At 62.9% G+C, this 18,514-nt stretch carries 17 protein-coding genes; 8 read left to right on the top strand and 9 right to left on the bottom strand.

Annotation, left to right across the window (positions count from 1 at the left end; genetic code table 11):
• Positions 1-87 precede the first annotated feature (87 nt).
• Positions 88-1,473 carry a TAXI family TRAP transporter solute-binding subunit gene (locus K0B96_RS15755; protein ID WP_220161841.1) on the top strand — a complete coding sequence of 462 codons (1,386 nt, stop codon included), beginning with the start codon at positions 88-90 and terminating at the stop codon, positions 1,471-1,473.
• Here K0B96_RS15755 and K0B96_RS15750 read toward each other — a convergent pair.
• The 3 genes from K0B96_RS15750 to K0B96_RS15740 all read right to left on the bottom strand — a co-directional run bounded on the left by K0B96_RS15750 (position 1,466) and on the right by K0B96_RS15740 (position 3,942).
• Positions 1,466-1,681 carry a hypothetical protein gene (locus tag K0B96_RS15750; RefSeq protein WP_220161840.1) on the bottom strand — a complete coding sequence of 72 codons (216 nt, stop codon included), beginning with the start codon at positions 1,679-1,681 and terminating at the stop codon, positions 1,466-1,468. The genes K0B96_RS15755 and K0B96_RS15750 overlap by 8 nt on opposite strands.
• Before the next feature lie 103 nt (positions 1,682-1,784).
• Positions 1,785-2,630 carry a phytanoyl-CoA dioxygenase family protein gene (locus K0B96_RS15745; protein WP_220161839.1) on the bottom strand — a complete coding sequence of 282 codons (846 nt, stop codon included), beginning with the start codon at positions 2,628-2,630 and terminating at the stop codon, positions 1,785-1,787.
• Positions 2,631-2,943: 313 nt separating this feature from the next.
• Positions 2,944-3,942 (bottom strand): aldose epimerase family protein, encoded by a 999-nt coding sequence (locus K0B96_RS15740; protein ID WP_220161838.1) that lies wholly within the window; start codon positions 3,940-3,942, stop codon positions 2,944-2,946.
• A 324-nt stretch (positions 3,943-4,266) separates the two neighbouring features.
• Here K0B96_RS15740 and K0B96_RS15735 point away from each other — a divergent pair, with 324 nt between their 5' ends.
• Positions 4,267-5,049, top strand: coding sequence for an isocitrate lyase/PEP mutase family protein (locus K0B96_RS15735; RefSeq protein WP_220161837.1), 783 nt, complete (start codon positions 4,267-4,269; stop codon positions 5,047-5,049).
• Between the two features lie 84 nt (positions 5,050-5,133).
• Here K0B96_RS15735 and K0B96_RS15730 read toward each other — a convergent pair whose 3' ends face one another.
• From K0B96_RS15730 to K0B96_RS15705, 6 genes are all read right to left on the bottom strand, one after another.
• Positions 5,134-5,844, bottom strand: a complete 711-nt coding sequence (locus tag K0B96_RS15730; RefSeq protein WP_220161836.1) for a PIG-L deacetylase family protein — start codon at positions 5,842-5,844, stop codon at positions 5,134-5,136.
• Between the two features lie 116 nt (positions 5,845-5,960).
• Entirely contained in the window at positions 5,961-6,719 is a 759-nt protein-coding gene (locus tag K0B96_RS15725) for an SDR family NAD(P)-dependent oxidoreductase (RefSeq protein ID WP_220161835.1), read from the bottom strand.
• 22 nt (positions 6,720-6,741) lie between these two features.
• Positions 6,742-7,866 (bottom strand): mandelate racemase/muconate lactonizing enzyme family protein, encoded by a 1,125-nt coding sequence (locus K0B96_RS15720; RefSeq protein WP_220161834.1) that lies wholly within the window; start codon positions 7,864-7,866, stop codon positions 6,742-6,744.
• Between the two features lie 70 nt (positions 7,867-7,936).
• Positions 7,937-8,848: an EamA family transporter gene (locus tag K0B96_RS15715; RefSeq protein WP_220161833.1), complete on the bottom strand. Its 912-nt coding sequence runs from the start codon at positions 8,846-8,848 to the stop codon at positions 7,937-7,939.
• Between the two features lie 92 nt (positions 8,849-8,940).
• Complete coding sequence (locus K0B96_RS15710; RefSeq protein WP_220161832.1) at positions 8,941-10,947, bottom strand: DUF3857 domain-containing protein; 2,007 nt, start codon at positions 10,945-10,947, stop codon at positions 8,941-8,943.
• 2 nt (positions 10,948-10,949) lie between these two features.
• A complete protein-coding gene (locus K0B96_RS15705) occupies positions 10,950-12,980 on the bottom strand; it encodes a transglutaminase family protein (protein ID WP_220161831.1) in 2,031 nt (676 codons plus the stop codon).
• Positions 12,981-13,210: 230 nt separating this feature from the next.
• On the opposite strand from K0B96_RS15705, the gene K0B96_RS15700 reads away from it, so the two are divergent.
• The 6 genes from K0B96_RS15700 to K0B96_RS15675 all read left to right on the top strand — a co-directional run bounded on the left by K0B96_RS15700 (position 13,211) and on the right by K0B96_RS15675 (position 18,357).
• Complete coding sequence (locus K0B96_RS15700) at positions 13,211-14,233, top strand: nucleoside hydrolase (protein ID WP_220161830.1); 1,023 nt, start codon at positions 13,211-13,213, stop codon at positions 14,231-14,233.
• A 320-nt stretch (positions 14,234-14,553) separates the two neighbouring features.
• A complete protein-coding gene (locus K0B96_RS15695) occupies positions 14,554-15,204 on the top strand; it encodes a DUF6680 family protein (protein WP_220161829.1) in 651 nt (216 codons plus the stop codon).
• A complete protein-coding gene (locus tag K0B96_RS15690; RefSeq protein WP_220161828.1) occupies positions 15,201-15,695 on the top strand; it encodes an SHOCT domain-containing protein in 495 nt (164 codons plus the stop codon). Before K0B96_RS15695 ends, K0B96_RS15690 begins: the two co-directional genes overlap by 4 nt.
• Positions 15,696-15,778: 83 nt before the next feature.
• Positions 15,779-16,324 carry a hypothetical protein gene (locus K0B96_RS15685; RefSeq protein ID WP_220161827.1) on the top strand — a complete coding sequence of 182 codons (546 nt, stop codon included), beginning with the start codon at positions 15,779-15,781 and terminating at the stop codon, positions 16,322-16,324.
• A 462-nt stretch (positions 16,325-16,786) separates the two neighbouring features.
• Positions 16,787-17,203 (top strand): hypothetical protein, encoded by a 417-nt coding sequence (locus K0B96_RS15680; RefSeq protein WP_220161826.1) that lies wholly within the window; start codon positions 16,787-16,789, stop codon positions 17,201-17,203.
• 476 nt (positions 17,204-17,679) lie between these two features.
• Positions 17,680-18,357 (top strand): tetratricopeptide repeat protein, encoded by a 678-nt coding sequence (locus K0B96_RS15675; RefSeq protein ID WP_220161825.1) that lies wholly within the window; start codon positions 17,680-17,682, stop codon positions 18,355-18,357.
• Positions 18,358-18,514 lie beyond the last annotated feature (157 nt).

Below are 18,514 nucleotides of genomic sequence, written 5' to 3'. Positions count from 1 at the left end.
CGGGCGACGGATAAGGGAAGGCGCGGTGCGAGAATGTGCATGACACCGGAGCGGCGAGCGCCCAACGCTTCGCTCCTTCCAACGCGCATGACCTCTACGCCGTCGAAATCCCGGGTGCCGCTTGCGGCGGCGTTGACCGAGACGTTTGGTTTCAGCCCGTTGATCGCCTCGTGCCTGGCGGTGGCCCTGCTCGCGATTCTGGCCAGTGCCGTCGTCTGGCTCGTGCTCTCGGCGCCGCCGCGGCGATTGACGATCACGAGCGGACCGGCGGGCAGTTCGTTTCAACGCTATGCGGAACGTTACAAGGAGCAGCTCGCGAAACACGGTGTGACGTTGGAGATTCGCCCGTCGGGCGGCTCGCTGGACAATCTGCAACGGCTCGCGGCTGCGGACTCGGGCGTTGATATCGGTTTCGTGCAAGGCGGGCTCACCCAAGGCAAGGCACCGGCGGGTTTGCGATCGCTCGGCAGCGTGGCTTATCAACCTTTGTGGGTGTTTTATCGCGGCGAGGCCCGGATCACCCGGCTGTCGGCGCTGGCGGGCAAACGCATCGGGGTCGATGCCAGCGGCAGCGGTACCCATGCGCTGGCGCTCGCCTTGCTCCAAGCGAATGGCATCACGGGCAAGAGCACGGTGCTGGTCGACGAGGCGGCGGAGATGGCGGCAACCGATCTGCTCGCGGGAAAACTTGATGCCGTGTTTCTCATGGGCGATTCCGCGCCCTTGCAGATTCTGCGCACACTCATCCGCGCGCCGGGGGTCCAGTTGTTTAATTTCGTGCAGGCGGATGCGTATACCCGCCGCTACGCCTACCTGAACAAGATCATTCTACCCGAGGGCTCGATCGATCTGGGGACGGACTTGCCGGCGCAAGATGTGGCGCTGGTGGGGCCGACGGTGGAGCTGATTGCCCGCGCAGGACTCAATTCGGCGATTTCGGATCTGCTGCTGGGCACGGCCCAAGAGGTGCACGCCAAGGCCGGGCTGTTGCAGAAGCAGGGCGAGTTTCCCGCGCCGATCGCGCAGGAGTTTCCTCTGAGCGATGATGCGGTGAGATTTTATAAATCGGGCAAGGGTTGGCTTTATCAGACGATCAGTTCGTTCTGGCTGGCCAGTCTGCTGAACCGGCTGCTCGTGGTGATCGTGCCGCTGATTTTGGTGCTGGTGCCGACGTTGCGTTTCCTGCCGGTGGTCTATCGCTGGCGGATTCTTTTGCGCATCTATCGATGCTACCGGCCACTGCTGCGGCTCGAACGCGAATCGCAGGCGGTGCTGACCGACGAACAACGCGGCGCGCTGTTGAACCGGCTCGACGACATCGAACACACCGTGGACGGCCTCAAGGTGCCGGCCTCGTTTGCGAATCAGTTCTACGATTTACACCACCACATCGCGTTCGTGCGGGCGCGGCTGAAGGGCGTGGCGTGGCTGGGCGCCGGACAAACCGGACGGGGCCCGGGGCGCGTTACTTGAGTGTCTCCAGCGTCGGCGGCGTCGGAAACGCCGTCCAGTCCATCCACGCGGACTCCGTGGCGGAGCCGTGGGCTTTGAGCCACGCGGTGACGTCATCCGCTAGCTTGAGGCTGCGGACGTGATGAGAATAAACGAGGACGCAGCCAGTGGCGTCGACGCTTTGATCGATTCGAACAGCACACGATTGTTGTGCGCGGGGTGCCGTCACCCCGCGCGAGGCGCAAACTGCGGGGTGAGGGCACCCCGCCCACAGCGGCGGCACTTCAACCTAAACCAATATGAGCGCGGTATGGCAGGAGCAGACGCGGCGATCAGTTCGCGCCGATGGCTTGGAGGTGGAGGTTGATATTTTCTCCCACGGGACGGGCGTTGTACGTCCAGCCGTCAGCGGTGCTGGAGCCACGGCAGAGAATCGCGCCCTTGGACCAGCCGGGGTTCAACGCACGCACGGTTGGAGGACAGTAGCGAATCGTCAGGCCGCAGCGGCGGCGAGCGGAGTGATTGGGTTCGGAGCCGTGCGCTAGCATGTCGGCGTGAAGCGAAAACTGGCCGGCTTTCAATTCGTCGTAGACAGGCTCGCCGAGCTGGTTCGCGTTTTCGATTTCTTGATTCAGCACCGCTTGATCCTTCGCAACGGAGCGCCACTTCAAATGGCCGCGGCGGTGCGTGTCGGGGAGGAACATCATCGCGGCGTTGTCGCGATCGGCGTCGTCGATCGCCAGCCAGACGGTGACGGTGCGCGCGGGCGTGAAGGGCCAGTAGGAGGCGTCCTGGTGCCACGCGACCTTGCGCGGATCATGCGGCTGTTTGCAGAAGAAGTGCGTGCCCCAGCAAATCACGTCCGGGCCGATCAGGTCCTGCACGTGGTCGAGGATCAGGGGATGCGTCACGATGTCGTAGAGCCCGGCGCAGCAGAGGTGGAAGCCGTTGATGGAATAGGAATCGAGATCGGAGCGAGCGGCCTGCACTTTGCGGAGGAGATCGTCGAAGTAGGCGCGATTCTGGTCGGCTTGCGCGGGCGTGTAAGCGTCGAGCGGTTTGATGTAACCGCGTTCGTTATAGAACGCGATCTGCTCCTGCGTGAGCGCGCGAGGGGAGGCGTTGACCGCCGGTTGAAAACTCAGATCGCGTTCTTCCTCAAAGGCACTTGGGGGCATGCTGGAATGGGTAGGCGCAAGCGAGAGCGGCACCAAGGAAAATAGCGCCCAATTTGGAATTCGGCGTGGGAGTTCGCGAGGCGGAGGCTGCCAGCAGAAGCTGCGGGAGAATGATGGCGGGGTTCACCGGCCGTCAGAACCGAGCGACCGCTTGGCGCGACCGATTGGCGCCCGCATTTCATCCAACGCGACGCCGGTGGACCGGGCGCTCCGCGCGGTTGGTTGTCAAAGGACTCGCGCCAAGGCCGCGTGCGGAGCGCACGGTCTGCCGGCAGCCTGACAAGCGAGACGCGATGAGCTCGTAGCGCTTCGTTTAACGCGAGACGGTGTCGAGCGTGAGCGTGACGCGCCAGGTGCGGGTTTCGCGCGATGCGAGGGTGTGCGTGGCGGGGCCGGGCGTCAGATCGGTGAGGGCGTCGGCGGGAGCGTTGGTCGCTTCGAGCGCGACATGCGTGTGGCCGTGCCAGCCGCCGCGACTCACCCAATAGCCCCACGCGGGCAGTTGCGCGGGATCGACGGCGAGGGTGAGACGCTGGCCGCGCGCGCGGTCGACGAGCGCGATGCGCGGGGCGTGCGCGGTGGCGAGGAAAGCTTTGCATTGCGCGGGAGTGCCTGGAGCGCCGTCCGCGCCAAGGGCGGCGAGGTCGAGGCGCACGCCGGAATGGGGCGTCGGCCAAGGGCCGCGATCGCCGGTTTTAAGCGGACTCCCGAGCGAGCCGGTGACGCGAACGTCGGAGGTGCCGACGAGCTCGATTTCGTCGCGCGCTCCGAGCGTGAAGAGCGGATGAAACGCCCAGAGGTAGGGCACGGCGCGGTCGGCCGTGTTGACGAGGGTGTAGTCGAAATGCACGGACGAACCATCGAGGCTGACGCGGCGCTGAAACGACAGCGGCCAAGATCGCAGCGCGATGCGCGTGGTGATCGCGTCGGTTTCGGCGGAGGGATCGTAATCCCATGCGCGGCTCCACACCTCGCCATGGTCGGCGATGGCCGTGCCGTCCATGGTGCAGAGGGCGACGGTGGGGATGCATTCGTCGAGACCCGCGGCGGGGCCGTTTTCGAAGGCGGTGTCGGGAGCGCAGGCGAAGAGGCCGCGGTGATCGGGGGGAGCCCACATCCATTCGCGGGCGCCGGGAGTCGTGGCGTGGAGCGAGATCATCCGCGCGCCGAGGGCAGGCACGATCGTGGTGGCGATGGATGCGTTGCGCAGCGTGACGGCGGGGAAGCCATCAATCGCGTGATGGGCGAGCGCGGACGAGCGATCGCGGGCGTGGGGGTGTTCGGAAGGCGAAGAAGCGTGGGAGGGATGCATACGCGGGAGTGGCGCGAAACGTGAGCGCTGCGGGCGGGCGTGGCCAATCTTTTGCCGACCCCGCGGCGGGCGATTCGAGGAGGATCCCGCCATGAGCCGGCGGTGCATCGAGGCGACGTCCGAGGAACGTAATCTATCGACGCTCGCAGATTGCATTGCCGCGCCGCTGAGGTGGGTTGGGCTCTCGGCGCGCGGTCGTTTGTGGGGCGACGTCGCGCCCGAGCCCCACGCGGAGCGCGGAGCCCACCTTGTCAGCCTGTGACACGAGCCTCGATCAGGCGCCGCGGAGTTGCGCTGCGCGCTGCGGTGTCCAACGATGCGAACATGGCACATCAAGATTCCGAACAGGCGGTTCACGCGCGGGCCTTTTCCGCACTTCATGTGAAGGGAAATCCCGTCGTGCTCTACAATATCTGGGATGCCGGTTCCGCCAAAGCGGTGCGGGCCGCGGGAGCGAAAGCGATTGCGACGGGGAGCAGGTCAGTGGCCGCCGCGCAAGGGTTTGAGGACGGCGAGAAGGTGCCGTTGGAGTTGGTCGTAACGCTTTTGAAGCGGATCGTGGCGTCGGTGGATGTGCCGGTGACGCTGGACTTTGAAGGCGGCTACGGACGCGCCGCGGAAACGGTGCAGGAGAATGTGGCGCGCGTCGTCGGCGCGGGCGCCGTGGGCATCAATTTTGAAGACCAGATCGTGGGCGGCACGGGGCTGTATTCGATCGAGGAACAGTCGGCGCGGGTGCGCGCGGCGCGGGCCGGGGCGGATGCGGCGGGGGTGCGCGCGTTTCTCAATGCACGGATTGATTTGTTTCTGAAGAATCCGCCGGAGGCGCACAACGACGCGCTGGTGGCAGAAGCGCTGCAGCGGGGCGAAGCGTATGCGGCGGCGGGTGCCGACGGGTTGTTCTATCCGGGGTTGGTCGATCCGCGCTTGATCGGCGTGGTGTGCGCCCGCGCACCGCGGCCGGTGAATATCTTGGCGAAACCGGGAGCGCCGTCGAAGGCGGAGCTGGCGCAGTTGGGCGTCGCGCGCATCAGTCACGGGCCGTTTCCTTACAACGCGATGGCGGCGGCGTTGCAGGAGGCGGCGAAGAAAGTGCTGGCGGAGTAGACCCGCGCGAGGGCTGGAATTGAGCGGTAAGACGGACGCCGGCGAGCGGCGTCCTTACCGCGGGAATTTAACGGCGCGGAGAAATCAGCGGGTCAGAAACGGCAGCGAGATGGCGGTGCGGGGCCAGTAGACCGGTTGCACGAATGCTTCGGCGTAGGCGACGCCGCACTGCAAGCCGCGGAAAGCGGACTGCACTTGCACGTGGTGCGAGAGGTCGGTGTTGAAGATGGCCTTCAGCCAGGCGTTCTGGCTGTGGTGGCACTGCACGGCGCGCTGCTTCAGCTCGAAGTGGGGCGACACGTCGACGAAGAACTGGGGTTCGAACCGGAGGCCGGCAATCGAATCCATGTGGAACAGTTCGGGAGATTTCGCGAGATGCGGATGCGCGGTCGGGATGAGGCGCACGGCGGAAAGGATGCGCGCATCGGAGGCGAGTTTGGAGCACGCGATGTGGTCGGGGTGATAGTCGTTGGGGTTATGCGTGACGATCACGTCGGCCTTTGCCTGGCGCACGGCGTCGACGAATTTCAGGCGGGTGCGTTCGTCGTCGAAGAGAAACTCGTCGTTCTCATTCATCCAGATGAGGCCGGCGGCGCCGAGGGTTTTGGCGGCGGCTTCGGCTTCGGCGTGGCGGGTGGCGGCGATCTCGGCGTTGGTGAGCGTGGGGCTGCCGACATTGCCGTTGGTGGCGACGGCCATCCAAACGGTGTGGCCGCGGGCGACGCAGGCGGCGATGGTGCCGGCGCAAAGGATTTCGAGGTCGTCGGGGTGAGCCCCGAAAAAGATGATGTTCATAGGAAGGAGAGGTTTCGGTTAACCGCTAACGAGCGCTAGGAAGGAACGAAACGGAACGGACGAAGGAGAAAGAAAAAGAAAGGGGAGAACGGTTTTCCCGGAGGAGACTTTGCGGGCTAGAGCGTGAGGGAGAGGCCGCCGTCGGCGATGATCGTCTGGCCGGTGACGTAGGTGTTTTCCTTGCTGGCGAGAAAGAGGACGGGGGCGACCATTTCGTCGGGTTGCGCAGCGCGGCGCAGCGGGATGCGGCCGCTGGCGAGGTAGTTTTGGCGAAACCAATCGGTCTCCAGTTCGTTGATGCCGGTGGCGCGGCTCATGGGCGTATCGACGAAGCCTGGGGCGACGGCGTTGACGAGGATGCCGTGCGGCGCCCACTCGACGGCGAGGCAGCGCGTGAGTTGTTCGAGGGCGGCTTTGCCGACGCCGTAGGCGGTGCTGCCGCGTTCGGCGAGGCGGCTGTGGACGGAGGTGATGTTGACGATGCGGCCACCGCCGGCGGCGCGCATGTGCTGGGCGGCTTCGCGCGAGCCGGTCCAGGCGGCGCCGAAATTCACAGCCATGACTTCAGCAAGGGACGTGTCGGCGGGGTTGGCGAGATCGGTGGGGACGCTGAGCGCGGCGTTGTTGATGAGGAGATCGAGGCGCGGCTGCGCGCGGATGAGTTCGGTCCAACGCGTGGCATCGTGCAGATCGCAGGCGGCGGTGCGGATGAGGTCCGGACGGTGCGACGCGACTTCGGCGAGGTGCGTGGCGTTGCGGGCCACGATGAGGACGGTGGCGCCGCGCGCGGCAAGGGCGAGCGCGAGGGCGCGGCCGATGCCGGTGCCTCCACCGGTGACGATGGCGTGCTGGCCGGCAAAGGACGAGGCGCTCATGGCGAACGGGAGAAAAGCGGGCTCAGGCGCGGGACTCGGAGACGAGGTGGGCGCGGACGAAATCTTCGTTGAGCGTGATGCCGAGGCCGGGGGCGTCGGGCACAGTCATCACGCCATCGACGGCTTGCATGCGTTCGTGGGTGAGTTCGTGGCGGAGAGGCGAATCCTCCACGCAATCCTCGAAGATGAAGGCGCCGGCGCAGGTGCTCAGCCAATGCAGGCAGGCGGCGACGCTGATGGGCGTTTTGTAGCAGTGGTTGCAGAGGCGCGCACCGATTTCCTCGACGCGTTGGCGAATGTAGAGGGAGTCGGTGAAGCCGTTGCGCGCGAGATCGACTTGATAAACGTCGAGCGCGTGGCGGTCGATCCACGGGCGGAAGGCGGCGCGGCCGCATTCGCCCTCGCCGGCGGCGATCGGCACGGGCGAGCGGTCGCGGAGCCAGACGTAGCCGTCGAGGTCGTCCTGCGAAAGCGGCTCCTCGAGCCAGCCGATGTTGAAGGCTTCGAAACGTTGCGCGCGGCTGAGGGCGGTGCGGGCGTCCCACACGCAGCCGGCGTCGATCAGCACGGTGGCATCGTCGCCGGCGCCGGCGCGCGCGCCCGCGACGAGTTCGACATCGAGGGCTTCGCTCTGGCCCATGGGCTCCCAGCCGAACTTGATCGCGCGATAACCGGCGGCGCGCCAGCGCTGGGCGATGTCCTTGGTCTGCTGGCCATCGCGACCGAAGAGGATCGAGGCGTAGGCGGGGATGGTGGCGTGGCGTTTGCCGCCGAGAAGACGGTGGATGGGCTGCTGGAAAAATTTTCCTTTGATGTCCCAGAGCGCCATGTCGACGCCGGCCATCGCAGCGACGCCGACGGCGCGGCGACCGTAATACATCGTGGCGCGGTAAAGCTTTTCGCGGATGAAATCGGTCTCGAGCGGATCGAGGCCGAGGAGGAGGCGGCGCAGGCCGCTCGCGATGTTGTGGCTGAAGGGCGCGTCGATGATGGCCTTGAGGATCTCGGGCGAGGCGTCGGATTCGCCGATGCCTTCGAGGCCGGTGTCGGTGCGCACGCGGATGAGCAGCGTATCCTGGGTGCCGGCGGTTTTCGCTTCGACCGTTGAGATGCGGAGGATCTGGCAGATGACCTCGGTGATTTTCATCGAGTGAGAAAGGAGCGGGTGCGACGCAACAACATGAAGGTCGCTCAGAATCAGCCGCGGCAACGAGGCGTCAAGGCAGCGACAGCAAAACAAGCCCGGCCATGCCGACGGCGACGCCGAGCCAGCGGCGGCGATCGATGGCCTGGCGCAGAATGAGCGCGCCGAGCACGACGCCGAGCGGGATGACGAAGCCGTTGGTGATCGGATAGACGATGACGCCGGGCTCGTGACTGACCTTCGCCACGGTGGCGAGCGCGGCCATCGTCAGCAGCATGCCGGTGCAATGCGACGCGGCGCCGACGAGGCTCCAGCCGAGCATGCCGCGGGAAAGTTTGCTGGACGCCGGCGGCGCGGAGGGCGACGCGGCGGAGGTCGCCGGCGCACGCGTGGCGGTGAACATGAAGGGCGCCGCCATCACGAAGCTCACGGCGTAGAAGTAACCGACGAAGAGAAACGCATCTGCCGGCGGCACCCAGCGGAAGAGTGTGGACAGCACGCCGTTCAGGAGAAACGCGCCGAAGATGAAGGTCTTCCACCGCGAATCGCCGCGGGCGACGCTGCCGAGCGTGGCGTTGCCGCTGACGAGGACGATGGCGACGAGCGTGAGGAGCGCGCCGGCGGCCTTCAGGCCGGTGAACTTGTCGCCAAACCACAAGATGGAGGCGAGCAGCGGCACAAGGACGGAGAGGTTGACGATGGTCCAGTTGGCGGCGATGTCGCGCTCGCGGGAGGCGGTGAGATAACAGGCGCAGGTGAGGACGTAACTGAGGGCGCCGATGGCGGCGAGGCCGAGCACCTGCGGGTGATAAAGCGGCGTGCGCATGATCAGCAGCACGGCGAAAATCAGCACGGTGCCGCAGAGCTGTTTCCAGAAAATGAAAGGCCACGCGGGGTAGTGGCGTTTGCCGGCCGCTTCGAACGCGACGCCGAGAAAACCGTAAACGAGCGACGCAGCCAGGGCGAGGAGGATGCCGGAAAGCATGTGGGAGTGCGGACAGCGTCAGGAGCGCGCGCGGGCGGGCGAGAAAAAAACGCGGCGGACTTCGTTGGCTGGGTTCCCGCGAGCCGAAAGGCTCAGGAGTCGGCAGGATCGACGGCGGGCGATTCGGTCGGTTCGACTCTCTCCAGAACGACCGGCGTGTTTTCGGTCTCCGCCACCTGCTCGAAAAAGCGCCGGACGTGCTCGTATTCCGTGGCGGGGAGCGTGGTCGCCTGCAACTCCAGGCGGCGTGAGAAAATGAACTTACCGTCGGCGATCGCGCCGTGGGAGGTATAGGTGCCGAACGAGGTGCGCAGTTCCAGCGGCGGGGGCATTTCGTCGAGGCGGTAGCCTGCGGGCAGGGCGAGTTCGGTGCGTTCGGTAAACCGAGTGGCAGGGAGCGCGATGGGGCTGAGGCGGGGTTCGGGCTTGAGGATTACCGCGGAACGCCGGGCGACAACCACGGGTTTGAAGATCAGCAGCGTGTTGCGCATCCGCCGGGCGAAGCGGGTGGCGTTGAAATCCACGCCGAGATCGAAGTTGCCTTGCACAAAATCATCCCGGGGCTCGCAGCGCGTGATCTGCGGGCCGTTGAGCGTGGTGGCGAGCCAAGTGGCGAGGCGGGCCTGGAAATCCGTGGCCGATTGCGCACGCCAGCCGGCGCGAACGGCGGACGATTCGGAGCCCGCGAAATGTTCTTCGATCGTGCCGGAGATGGAGCCGTCGGGGGCGATTCGCGCGCGGATCTGGCGGTCGAGATGATGATGGGCGGCATCGAGCGTGGGCAGCGTGATCAAACCGCCTGACTCTCCGGCGAGCAGCAAACCGAAGCCGCCTTGGTCGCCGGTGGGCAGCAATCCGGGGGGCGTGTAGGGATCGGTCGGGTCGAAGAGCATGAGCCGGCCCAAGGTCGGATGGACGAGCAGGGCGGGCGGTTGGGCGTTGTCGCCGATCCGGATGGCGAGAATGCAGTGGTTGAACTGGAGCGGCGAGGGCCAGTCGGGTTTCACGCGGTCGCGGTCGAGGGCGAAAACGGCGACCGGCCAGGATTCCACGCCGTGGGCCGCCAGCAGGGCGCGGAGCAGCGTGGACTTGTCTTTGCAGTCGCCGTAATTGCAGCGGAAAACGGCCGGGGCCGGGCGGGGCCGAAAACCGCCGGCGTGCGCGGCGTCGAGATCGATGGAAATATAGTTGGCCGACTGCGCGAGGCGGCAAAGCGCGGTGACTTGATCCCACGGCGTGGGCGCGACGGCGACGGCCTGCGCGACGCGTTGCGTGATCGCGGGATCCGGGACGGCGGCGGCATCGAAGGCGGGTGTGAAATAAGCGGAGACCGCGCGCCAGTCGGAAAACGTGGCGCGGACCTCCGGCCGGCCTGGCCGCAGCGGAGGTTTGAGGTCGAGGGCGAGTTGGACGGCGCCGGCCGCGAACGAATTTCCGAACGGGACGTTTTCGAAGGCGGGCAGGTGGCGTAATTCCCACACGGCGGTGCCGCCGGCGTTCCGCGGTTCGACGGGAGCATGATTAAAAACACGGGCATCGAGCGTCCAGCCGTCGGGCAGACTCACGGCGAAGACCGAGCGCTCGACGGGCAAGGCGCGTTGGAAACTCCACGTGAGTTGTCCGAGCACCGCGGTCTGCTCGACATCGGCTTCGTAGCCGAAGATGGAGCCGGGGTCGGCGTTTTCGGCGGGCAATCCCAGCCGGGCGCGCCGCTCACTATACAATTCCAAGGCGCTGGCGTAAACGGCGACATCGGCGAAACAGGATTTATCCAGCTTCGTCGTGGCGCCATCGGGGCGGATGAGCCACGCATCGAGGGAGCGGATTTTTTCCGCGCCTTGCTCGTAAGCGAACAAGGCGCGGGCTTGGGTGCGACCGTTGTCGGTCAGGATTTTCGTGACCTTGCGCACGCGAATTCGATACGTGCCGTTCGCCTCCACGGTGAGGCGTTGCTCGTCGAGGAGAATCGTGGCGTCCACCTCCGCGGCAGCGGCGGCCGGGGCGAGGCGCGCGGCTTCGCGCATCCAATCGGGAGCGGTGGTGCGAGCGTGGGCCGCCAGCGCGAGAACGACCGCGAAAAAGGTGAGGAGCAGCCGCACGCTCAGAGGCCCGTGGGCGCGGCGGACGCGGGTTGGGTGGCGGCGTCGGCCGGGGGCGTTTCCGCAGCCGCGGGGGCGGGGCGGCGGAGGGAGAGGGTGTGACCGTCGCGAGTGCGAATCTCGTCGAGCGCCTGTTTCCACGCGGCGTAATTCTCGCGTGGCAGATACATGATGTGCTGAGCGAACTCGCGCTGGTAGATGATCGTGTGGGTCTTCTTCGTGACGCCGAGCGAGACGCGATAGCTGGCGGCCTCGCCGAGATCGAGGTTGGCGGGAGCGTTCCCCGCTTCGAGCGTGTAGCCTTCCGGCGGCTTGATGCTCATCTTATCCGACTCAGTGAAACGATATTTGTAGATAAGATTGGTTTTGCGGTCGGGTTTGACGAAGACCGCCGCAGCTCCCTTTTGGAACACGGCGGGTTGGACGAACAGGCGCGAGCCGGTGCGCTCGGCGTAGTGGGGCACCCGCAGGTGATAGCGGACGGTGAGCCGACCCAAGGGATCGGCGGCGCCCTCGACTGCGATGCTCGTGACTTCCGCGAGCGGTAACACGTCCACGATTTCGTTTTTGATCGTCGTGGCGCGTTCGTCGGGGGTCTGAGCGTCCAGCGTGTTCTTCATCTCGACCTCCCAAAGGCCGGAGTAGTCAACGTGCACATCACCGTCGAGATTGCCCTCGGGATCGAGGTTGAAGGTGCCCGTGCGATGACGGATAGAGTCCTCCGCAGGCACGCCCGGCACGCGCTCAATCTGGCCGTTGTCCGCGTCGGCGATGACGGCCTGGATGTCGGAATTATTCCAATCGAGTTGCCCCGGAGCGAGGTAGCGATTGCCGGGATCGAAGTAGGTCCAATCCGCTCCGACATGGATGGCCACAATCAGCTTCGGCAGTGCAAACGCTTCGGTGAGTGCAGGGGTGGGAAAGATAAAACTGCGGTCCCCCGTCAGCGCCAGCCGCACGTCGAGTCCGGTGGTGCGAGCGAGGGCGGCGAAGAGCAGGTTAATATCCTGCGTGACGCCGTGGCCGAGTTTCAGCGTCTTATCGGGGTCGATATTGGGCGGCAACTTGTCGCGCTGCTTGTCGGTAAATCCGGCGGTGTCGTCGTCGCGATTTACAATCTGAGTGCGGCAATAGTTGTAAAACTTCGTGATCCGGTCCTGGGCGGAATCCTGCGGGGTCGTAAGTTTCTCCGCGACGGCCTTGAGCCGTTTGGTGGGTTTGAGCAACTTATCGACCCAGTATTGGAGAAGCTTGCCGCGTTCGGTCCACGGCAAGGAAGTGGCGCCGAAGAACATGACGTTATCGTAAATGAGTACGGTGGGTTCAATTTCGAGCGCGGGCGGAGCGAAGGGCTCGTTCAAACGCGCGGGCACATTGGTCAGCTCGAGGTGGCGGAAATCGTTTTTGTCGGCCGCGAAATTTTGCTGGGCGCAATTGAAGAACAGGGCTTGGAGGTCGTGATAGTTGTTCGGCCGGATATGGAAGCGAACGCACTGCGTCGGCAGGTCGGCTTGGAGGGAAAACACGCGAGTGCGGGGCAAATAGTCCATTTGCTCACGATAGAAATATTCGACCATGCTGCCGGGCACCAGGCCGGGAGGCGCAAATGATTTCACCTTCACGCGCTCGCTGCCGGTTTTTAGAACCTCGCGATCGAAAATTTCATCCGGCCGCAGCGGTATGATCGTGCCATCCGGAAGAATGGTGCGGGCGGCAATCTCCCGGATGGAACTCGACTTATCATATTGGATTTCGACCTTGGCGAGTTGGGCGAGGCCGCGTTCGGAATAGACTTTGGCGCGCACGTAAACGGTGCGTTGCGGGATCGTGTTGTCCTCGTCGGTTTCCGTGACTTCGCGGAGGAGAATCTCCGCGCCGGCGTCGGGATCGACCCGGGGGACCGAGGCGGCGAGTTCGGCCGGATCGGGTGGCTGCCATTGGTGGGCGGCAGGGAGCCGCGCCGGGCAGAGCGAGACAAGGGCGACGAATAAGACGGCGGCGGCGCGGCCGGATGGGGTGAGGAATTTCAACATTAAGAACAGGCTGGAATTATCGCGAAGCGTGAGAACCCGCCGGAAGTGAATCGAGGCGAAAAATCGGGTGCCTGAGCGGAGACGCAGCAGAATGTGAAGAGGAGGCCGGCCAGCGGCGGAAGCAGCATTTTGCGTCGGCCAGATGAATCTGCGCGGTGTATACAGTTGGCGGAATCGATGATAGTGCTCAGCGATGAGGGATGACGCTTTGGCGATTTTGGTTTTTGCGCGTGGCGGCTGCGACGGCCGGACGGCTGGCGATGTTGATCTTCGCGTGCGGCGGGCTTTGCGCCGTTGCGCCGGCGGGGCCCGCGGCGGCTCCGGTGGCGGTGATCCTCGACACCGACATGTCGGGGGATTGCGACGATGTGGGTGCGCTCGCGGTGTTGCATGCGCTGGCGGATCGCGGCGAGTGCCGGATCCTGGCCGTCGTGACGAATCGCCGGGATTTGACGAACGCTTCGGCGGCGGCGGTTGACGTAATCAATACTTACTACGGGCGCGGGGATATTCCGATCGGCACGGACAAGCAGGCGCCGACAGCGCTGCGGCGGCGGAGCACGTTTACCACGGTGTTGCGCGACGAGTTTCCGCATCACGCGGGGCCGGACGACGCGATGCCGGACGCGTTGAAGGTGTATCGGGAAACGCTGCAGGCGCAGCCGGACGGCAGCGTGACAATTTGCAGCATTGGATCGTTCTCGAATCTCGCGGCGTTGTGGCGGGCGGCGCCGGACCTCGTGCGGCAGAAGGTGCATCGGCTGGTGGTCATGGCGGGCGAATTTCCTGTGTCGTCGAAGCCGGAGACGAACATCGCCACGCATCCCGAGCCGGCGCGCATCGTGGTGGCGGAGTGGCCGGGAGAGATTATCTGGCAGGGCGACGAAGTGGGGCGGGTTCTCATTACGGGAGCCGGACTCAAATCGGTGGCGAAACACAATCCGGTGCGCCGCGCGTTCGAGACGCGTTACCAGTTTTTGAGTCACGGGCCGGCGGCGATCGAAAAGGGCAAGCCGAGCTATGACCAAGCGGCGGCGCTTTATACGGTGCGTGGGTCGGAGAAAGAATTTTGGACGCTCGTGCGCGGTGGGCGTGTGGAATTGGCGGCGGACGGAAATAGTAACTGGGTGGAGACGGACGGGAGCGCGCAGGCGTATGTGAAGATTGCCGGCGATCCGGCGCGCCTCGCGGCGGTGATCGAAGCGTTGATGGTGGCGCCGCCGAAACTCGCGCGCGTGCGCCACGAGGATTGAGGGACGCCTTTTTGGCGCTGGTCCGCCCGGTCCTGTATCGGAACGCGTGAGCATTTCGCGCTATCGGTCTCAGTCCGCGTCAGTCGAGTGCCGGAACGCGTCAGCGTTTCGTTTGATCCCTGCCGTCCGCGCGGCTCGTGTGGCGGAACGCCTCAGCATTTCGTCGATTCCGCACGAACGTGCCCCGCCTAGGACGAAAAAACTTACCCAAGCTGCGCAAGTATTGATACTCCGAGCGTTGTGTGCATGTCTATTCCCATGAGCCCCTTTCGGGTAAGGCAATCGGGTAAGGGTGAATACATTGTTCGCCGAAGAAAACCATGATCGCAGCATTGGCCATAGATTGGACCGCCAGAGCGACCGACCTCGTGATGATTCTCGCGGTGTTTGCAGGGCCTTACCTCGCAGTTCGCGTGACGGAAGGTCTACGCCTGAAGAAAGAAAAGCGTGATCGGCAGATTCATGTGTTCCGCACGCTGATGGCGACTCGCGCTTCATCACTGTCTCCGACGCACGTTGAGGCATTGAATCTGATAGACATCGAGTTCGATCATCGAGGCGCGGAAGAAAAGCGAGTGGTGTCGGCATGGAAGCTGTATCACGCGCATCTCGGCGACCACAGCTACCCACCTGAGTCATGGAATCATCGGCGAGCAGAATTGCTCGTAGATCTTCTTCACGACATGGCGGAATGCTTAGGTTACGAATTTGATAAGGGCCATATAAAGAGTTCATCTTATTATCCAAAGGGTTATGGAGAGATTGAGGAGGATCAGCACCAGATCAGAAAGAAGATTAGGGGGTTGATAGAGGGAAAGTCGGCTATTCATGTTATTTCTCACATGTCGCCTGATCAGTTTGATCGGCTGACATCTTTGCGAAAACCGGCAGAGGGCGAACAAGACGGCACAGACAACGAGGTGGCTGCGCCCCCTCGCGTCTCACCTATAACATCGGCAGAAGAATTATGAAACCCTTAGTCCTCACGTTTCTAGCATGCTGTTCCCTGATTTTAGCCGGTTGCGCCAATCCCGGCGTCGTGCAGATTTCGCCAGACACATACTTTATCTCGCGCACGGACAAGGGCGGCATATTCGGGAACGCCAGCAAGATGAAGGCGGAGGTTATACATGAAGCGAATGAGTTCGCCGCCAAGCAAGGGAAAGTGGCAATCCCACTTTCGACTCAAGAGACGCCGATGGCGATCGGTCAGTTCGCGTCGTTCGATTACCAGTTTCGCGTCGTTGACAAAGATGATCCCGAAGCGAAGCGCACAGCTCTAGTGCCCCGAGCGGACATCGTGGTCGAGAAGACCGAGAAGATCGCCGCGGACGTTAAGACAAAAGAAGAGAAAGCTCCGGATCTCTACACCGAGCTTACCAAGCTCGATGATCTGCGAAAGAAGGGCATCATCACTGATGCGGAGTTTGAGGCTGCGAAGAAGAAACTCCTCGAGAAATGAAGCAGGCCGATCCAGAGCATCACAGCCAACTCCGGGGAACTGACGCTCCCCTCCGTGGCTGACTGCTGACGTTGGCAAAAAATATGCCCGCTGATCTTCGCACACCACACGGGCAAGTGCTGATGTGGGCCTTCAATTTTACGTCGGACACGATTGGGCCACTCGAAGCCCGATTCCCGCAGCTTGGCATTGAGAAGAAAGAGGCGCTGTTCGGCGATATTTACCAGAGTGCAGTGATTGTCGGCACTCTTGCGCGCATAGAGCGCTTTCTCGGAAAGCACGACTATTCGCGACTTCACGCTGGTATCGTGCAGGGCATCGACCTTTCTGTTCGTTCGCGATTCGTCGCAGCTATACAGGGTTTGTGTAGCTTTCTTTTGCAGCTTCCGCACGGAGCGATAGAATCCGACGTTATCCCGTGTTTCGACGCGCTCCACGAGAAGAAAGAAGAAGAGTTGGAAGCGTTGATCGGTCTTTGGATTGCATGGAGCGTAATTGGAAGGAAGCCCAGTCACGACCACGAGCTGCACTTTACATCGGCTGTTGGGAAGCTTGCCTACTCCGATAATGCGAGATTCGTAGCGTCGTTTTTTCTATCTGATAAGAAGCACATCGAGCGCTATGTATAAAGAGCCTAACTCTGAGCGTTCTGCTGCGCCGTAGCGCGCAGCGGGACGCGGGTTGAACAAGCTTGGGACGAAGGCGGCCGCGGCTCCGACCGCCGCTTATGCGTTTTGTAGTGGCCGCCCACCGGTGGCGGACACAGCGCCGGTCGCAGGCACGCGTGCCGGCGGGGTCGGTTTTCGTCCGCCGAGAGGGCGTCCGCCGCGGAAGGGCACGAACCGCCGCGCGGCGGAGCGCATGGCCCACCCGCTCAGCCGGTTGTTGTAGCCGTGGAGCGGGGTCAAGGCACTAGTTGTTAATTTTGCATCGTACAGCCCTGCCTTGCCTACTTGTAGTGCAATGGAACATTAATAAGCACGTCTCAAAGCTGGGATTACCAACTAGCGTCTTGACCCCATCTTAGCCGTCGCGCGTTGTGTGCATGTTTATTCCCATGAATCCCTTTCGGGTAAGGCAATCGGGTAAGGGTGAATAAAAGTGAACGGCAAAAAATGGCCATATTCCCTCAAAAGAAAATCGCAGCGATTCTCGGAGCATCCGTGCTGATTTTGGCGGCGATCGATCAGACCGGCTTAATCAGCTGCTACTCGTCACAATTCGCTTCTACCACGAGCAATCGAGAGGCCGCAAAAGAGCGAAGCGGTGATTTGATTGCGAGGGTCGAAATCGAACGCCCGTTTTGGCGGTGGCTTCCGTTCGTAAAGGTCGGCAACACACTTTATAGACACAGCTATCAGTATCCGATGGACGCAAAGTCGATTCTTCAGCGGGATTCGACCACGCGGACGCACTTGATCGTCATCGGGCTCTGTTCCACTCGAGTCTACGATGCGTTGGCCGACGCTCCGTTCGATAAGGTGCATCGAGAATATTCCAGCAGATGAAAAGCCGAACCAGTAGGAACGAGAAGGCGGGTGTATAATCTCCCGCCGTAAGTAAAGCCATAAAACCGCACGCCTTGACTCTTGACAAGCGAAGCGAATTGCAGGCCCCCGCCCGAGCACGTTGCACACGCCAAGTTTCCAAGCTCGACGAAAGACCTTCGCATTGCTCCCGTTATCCGGATCTTGCGCAACGTCTTCTCCAACACCCGCAGGTCTGAACTCACCTGTCCATACACGCGCAACTCGCCTTCGCGGCTGCCTTCCGCCGTCGCTATCGTGATTGTATCTTTGTGGACATCCAGGCCCACGTATCTTTGCTTGAGCTTCATGTGCTTGCCTCTGGTTTTGGTTGTCTCGGTTACACGCCACACCCCTGCCGATCGGCGCTCTTCGAGCGTAACCCGCGTTCACCAAGGACAAGCACCCTCTTCGCTTTCCGCTCCGTCATCGCAGCTATAATGCCTGGGCTAAACCAAATGCGTTCCATCTTTTTGACCGTCGTCTTGATTGCAGTTACAGGTTTGTCGGCAAAGGAAGTGTCGCTGAGCCTGAAGTCGATTGACTCGACATTGTCGGTGATCGCTCCCCACGCCCAAGACTTCCCGCCGAGTTTTTCTTCGGTGGCGGAACGGAGGCAGATCGAGGCTCAGCTTAGGGAATTGCTTGTGATGCTGGACGCCGCAGTCGCTCAGTATCCCGACAATCCAGAGCTATTGTTTCGTGACGGTTTTGCGAATGCGATGGGGCACAATCTCGATTTCGAGGGTTGTGCGCAGAAGTATTTCAAGGCTTTCGATCGGCTGCTGGAGTTGAAGCCCAACGACAGCCGAGCGAATTTCTATTACGGCGCCTTTCTGTCCGCCACGGCCGCCCGGCAGAAAGATAGCATTGCCTATCTGGAGAAGGCTTTGGCACTTGGCGTCACCGACGCCCACTACACGCTGGCGTTTGTCTACCTCAGCCAAGGAGACAAGGCGAAGGCCTTGTCGCACCTGAGAGAGTATGCGAAACTCCATCCTGACGAGCCGGCCATTGTGCAGAAGATCAGCGAGATTGAGAATGCCAGGATTGAGATTCGGCACGAACCTCCACCGAACTATGACGAGATGTTGAAGAAGAAGGAGCCCAACTCTGAGCGTTCTGCTGCGCCGTAGCGCGCAGCGGGACGCGGGTTGAACAAGCCCGGTTGCGGGTGCAGGCCGTCGCGACGAGCGCGCTTAGTCGCTTTGTTGTGGGCGCGCCGACCCGCGGCGGTCCTACGGGCGGGGGAGAAATGCGGAGCGCCCTTTATACACTGCAACACGCAGGATT

Origin of the sequence: Horticoccus luteus (assembly GCF_019464535.1) — a bacterium.
Classification (GTDB): Bacteria; Verrucomicrobiota; Verrucomicrobiia; order Opitutales; family Opitutaceae; genus Horticoccus; species Horticoccus luteus.
Note: the sequence above shows the minus strand (reverse complement) of the source record. Positions and strands in the feature narration are given on the sequence as shown.

Excerpts from the sequence above, each read along its gene's own strand:
- K0B96_RS15755 (WP_220161841.1), top strand. The coding sequence starts at position 88 with ATGACCTCTACGCCGTCGAAATCCCGGGTGCCGCTTGCGGCGGCGTTG.
- K0B96_RS15745 (WP_220161839.1), bottom strand. The coding sequence starts at position 2,630 with ATGCCCCCAAGTGCCTTTGAGGAAGAACGCGATCTGAGTTTTCAACCG.
- K0B96_RS15740 (WP_220161838.1), bottom strand. The coding sequence starts at position 3,942 with ATGCATCCCTCCCACGCTTCTTCGCCTTCCGAACACCCCCACGCCCGC.
- K0B96_RS15735 (WP_220161837.1), top strand. The coding sequence starts at position 4,267 with ATGGCACATCAAGATTCCGAACAGGCGGTTCACGCGCGGGCCTTTTCC.
- K0B96_RS15730 (WP_220161836.1), bottom strand. The coding sequence starts at position 5,844 with ATGAACATCATCTTTTTCGGGGCTCACCCCGACGACCTCGAAATCCTT.
- K0B96_RS15725 (WP_220161835.1), bottom strand. The coding sequence starts at position 6,719 with ATGAGCGCCTCGTCCTTTGCCGGCCAGCACGCCATCGTCACCGGTGGA.
- K0B96_RS15720 (WP_220161834.1), bottom strand. The coding sequence starts at position 7,866 with ATGAAAATCACCGAGGTCATCTGCCAGATCCTCCGCATCTCAACGGTC.
- K0B96_RS15715 (WP_220161833.1), bottom strand. The coding sequence starts at position 8,848 with ATGCTTTCCGGCATCCTCCTCGCCCTGGCTGCGTCGCTCGTTTACGGT.
- K0B96_RS15705 (WP_220161831.1), bottom strand. The coding sequence starts at position 12,980 with ATGTTGAAATTCCTCACCCCATCCGGCCGCGCCGCCGCCGTCTTATTC.
- K0B96_RS15695 (WP_220161829.1), top strand. The coding sequence starts at position 14,554 with ATGATCGCAGCATTGGCCATAGATTGGACCGCCAGAGCGACCGACCTC.
- K0B96_RS15690 (WP_220161828.1), top strand. The coding sequence starts at position 15,201 with ATGAAACCCTTAGTCCTCACGTTTCTAGCATGCTGTTCCCTGATTTTA.
- K0B96_RS15685 (WP_220161827.1), top strand. The coding sequence starts at position 15,779 with ATGCCCGCTGATCTTCGCACACCACACGGGCAAGTGCTGATGTGGGCC.
- K0B96_RS15675 (WP_220161825.1), top strand. The coding sequence starts at position 17,680 with ATGCGTTCCATCTTTTTGACCGTCGTCTTGATTGCAGTTACAGGTTTG.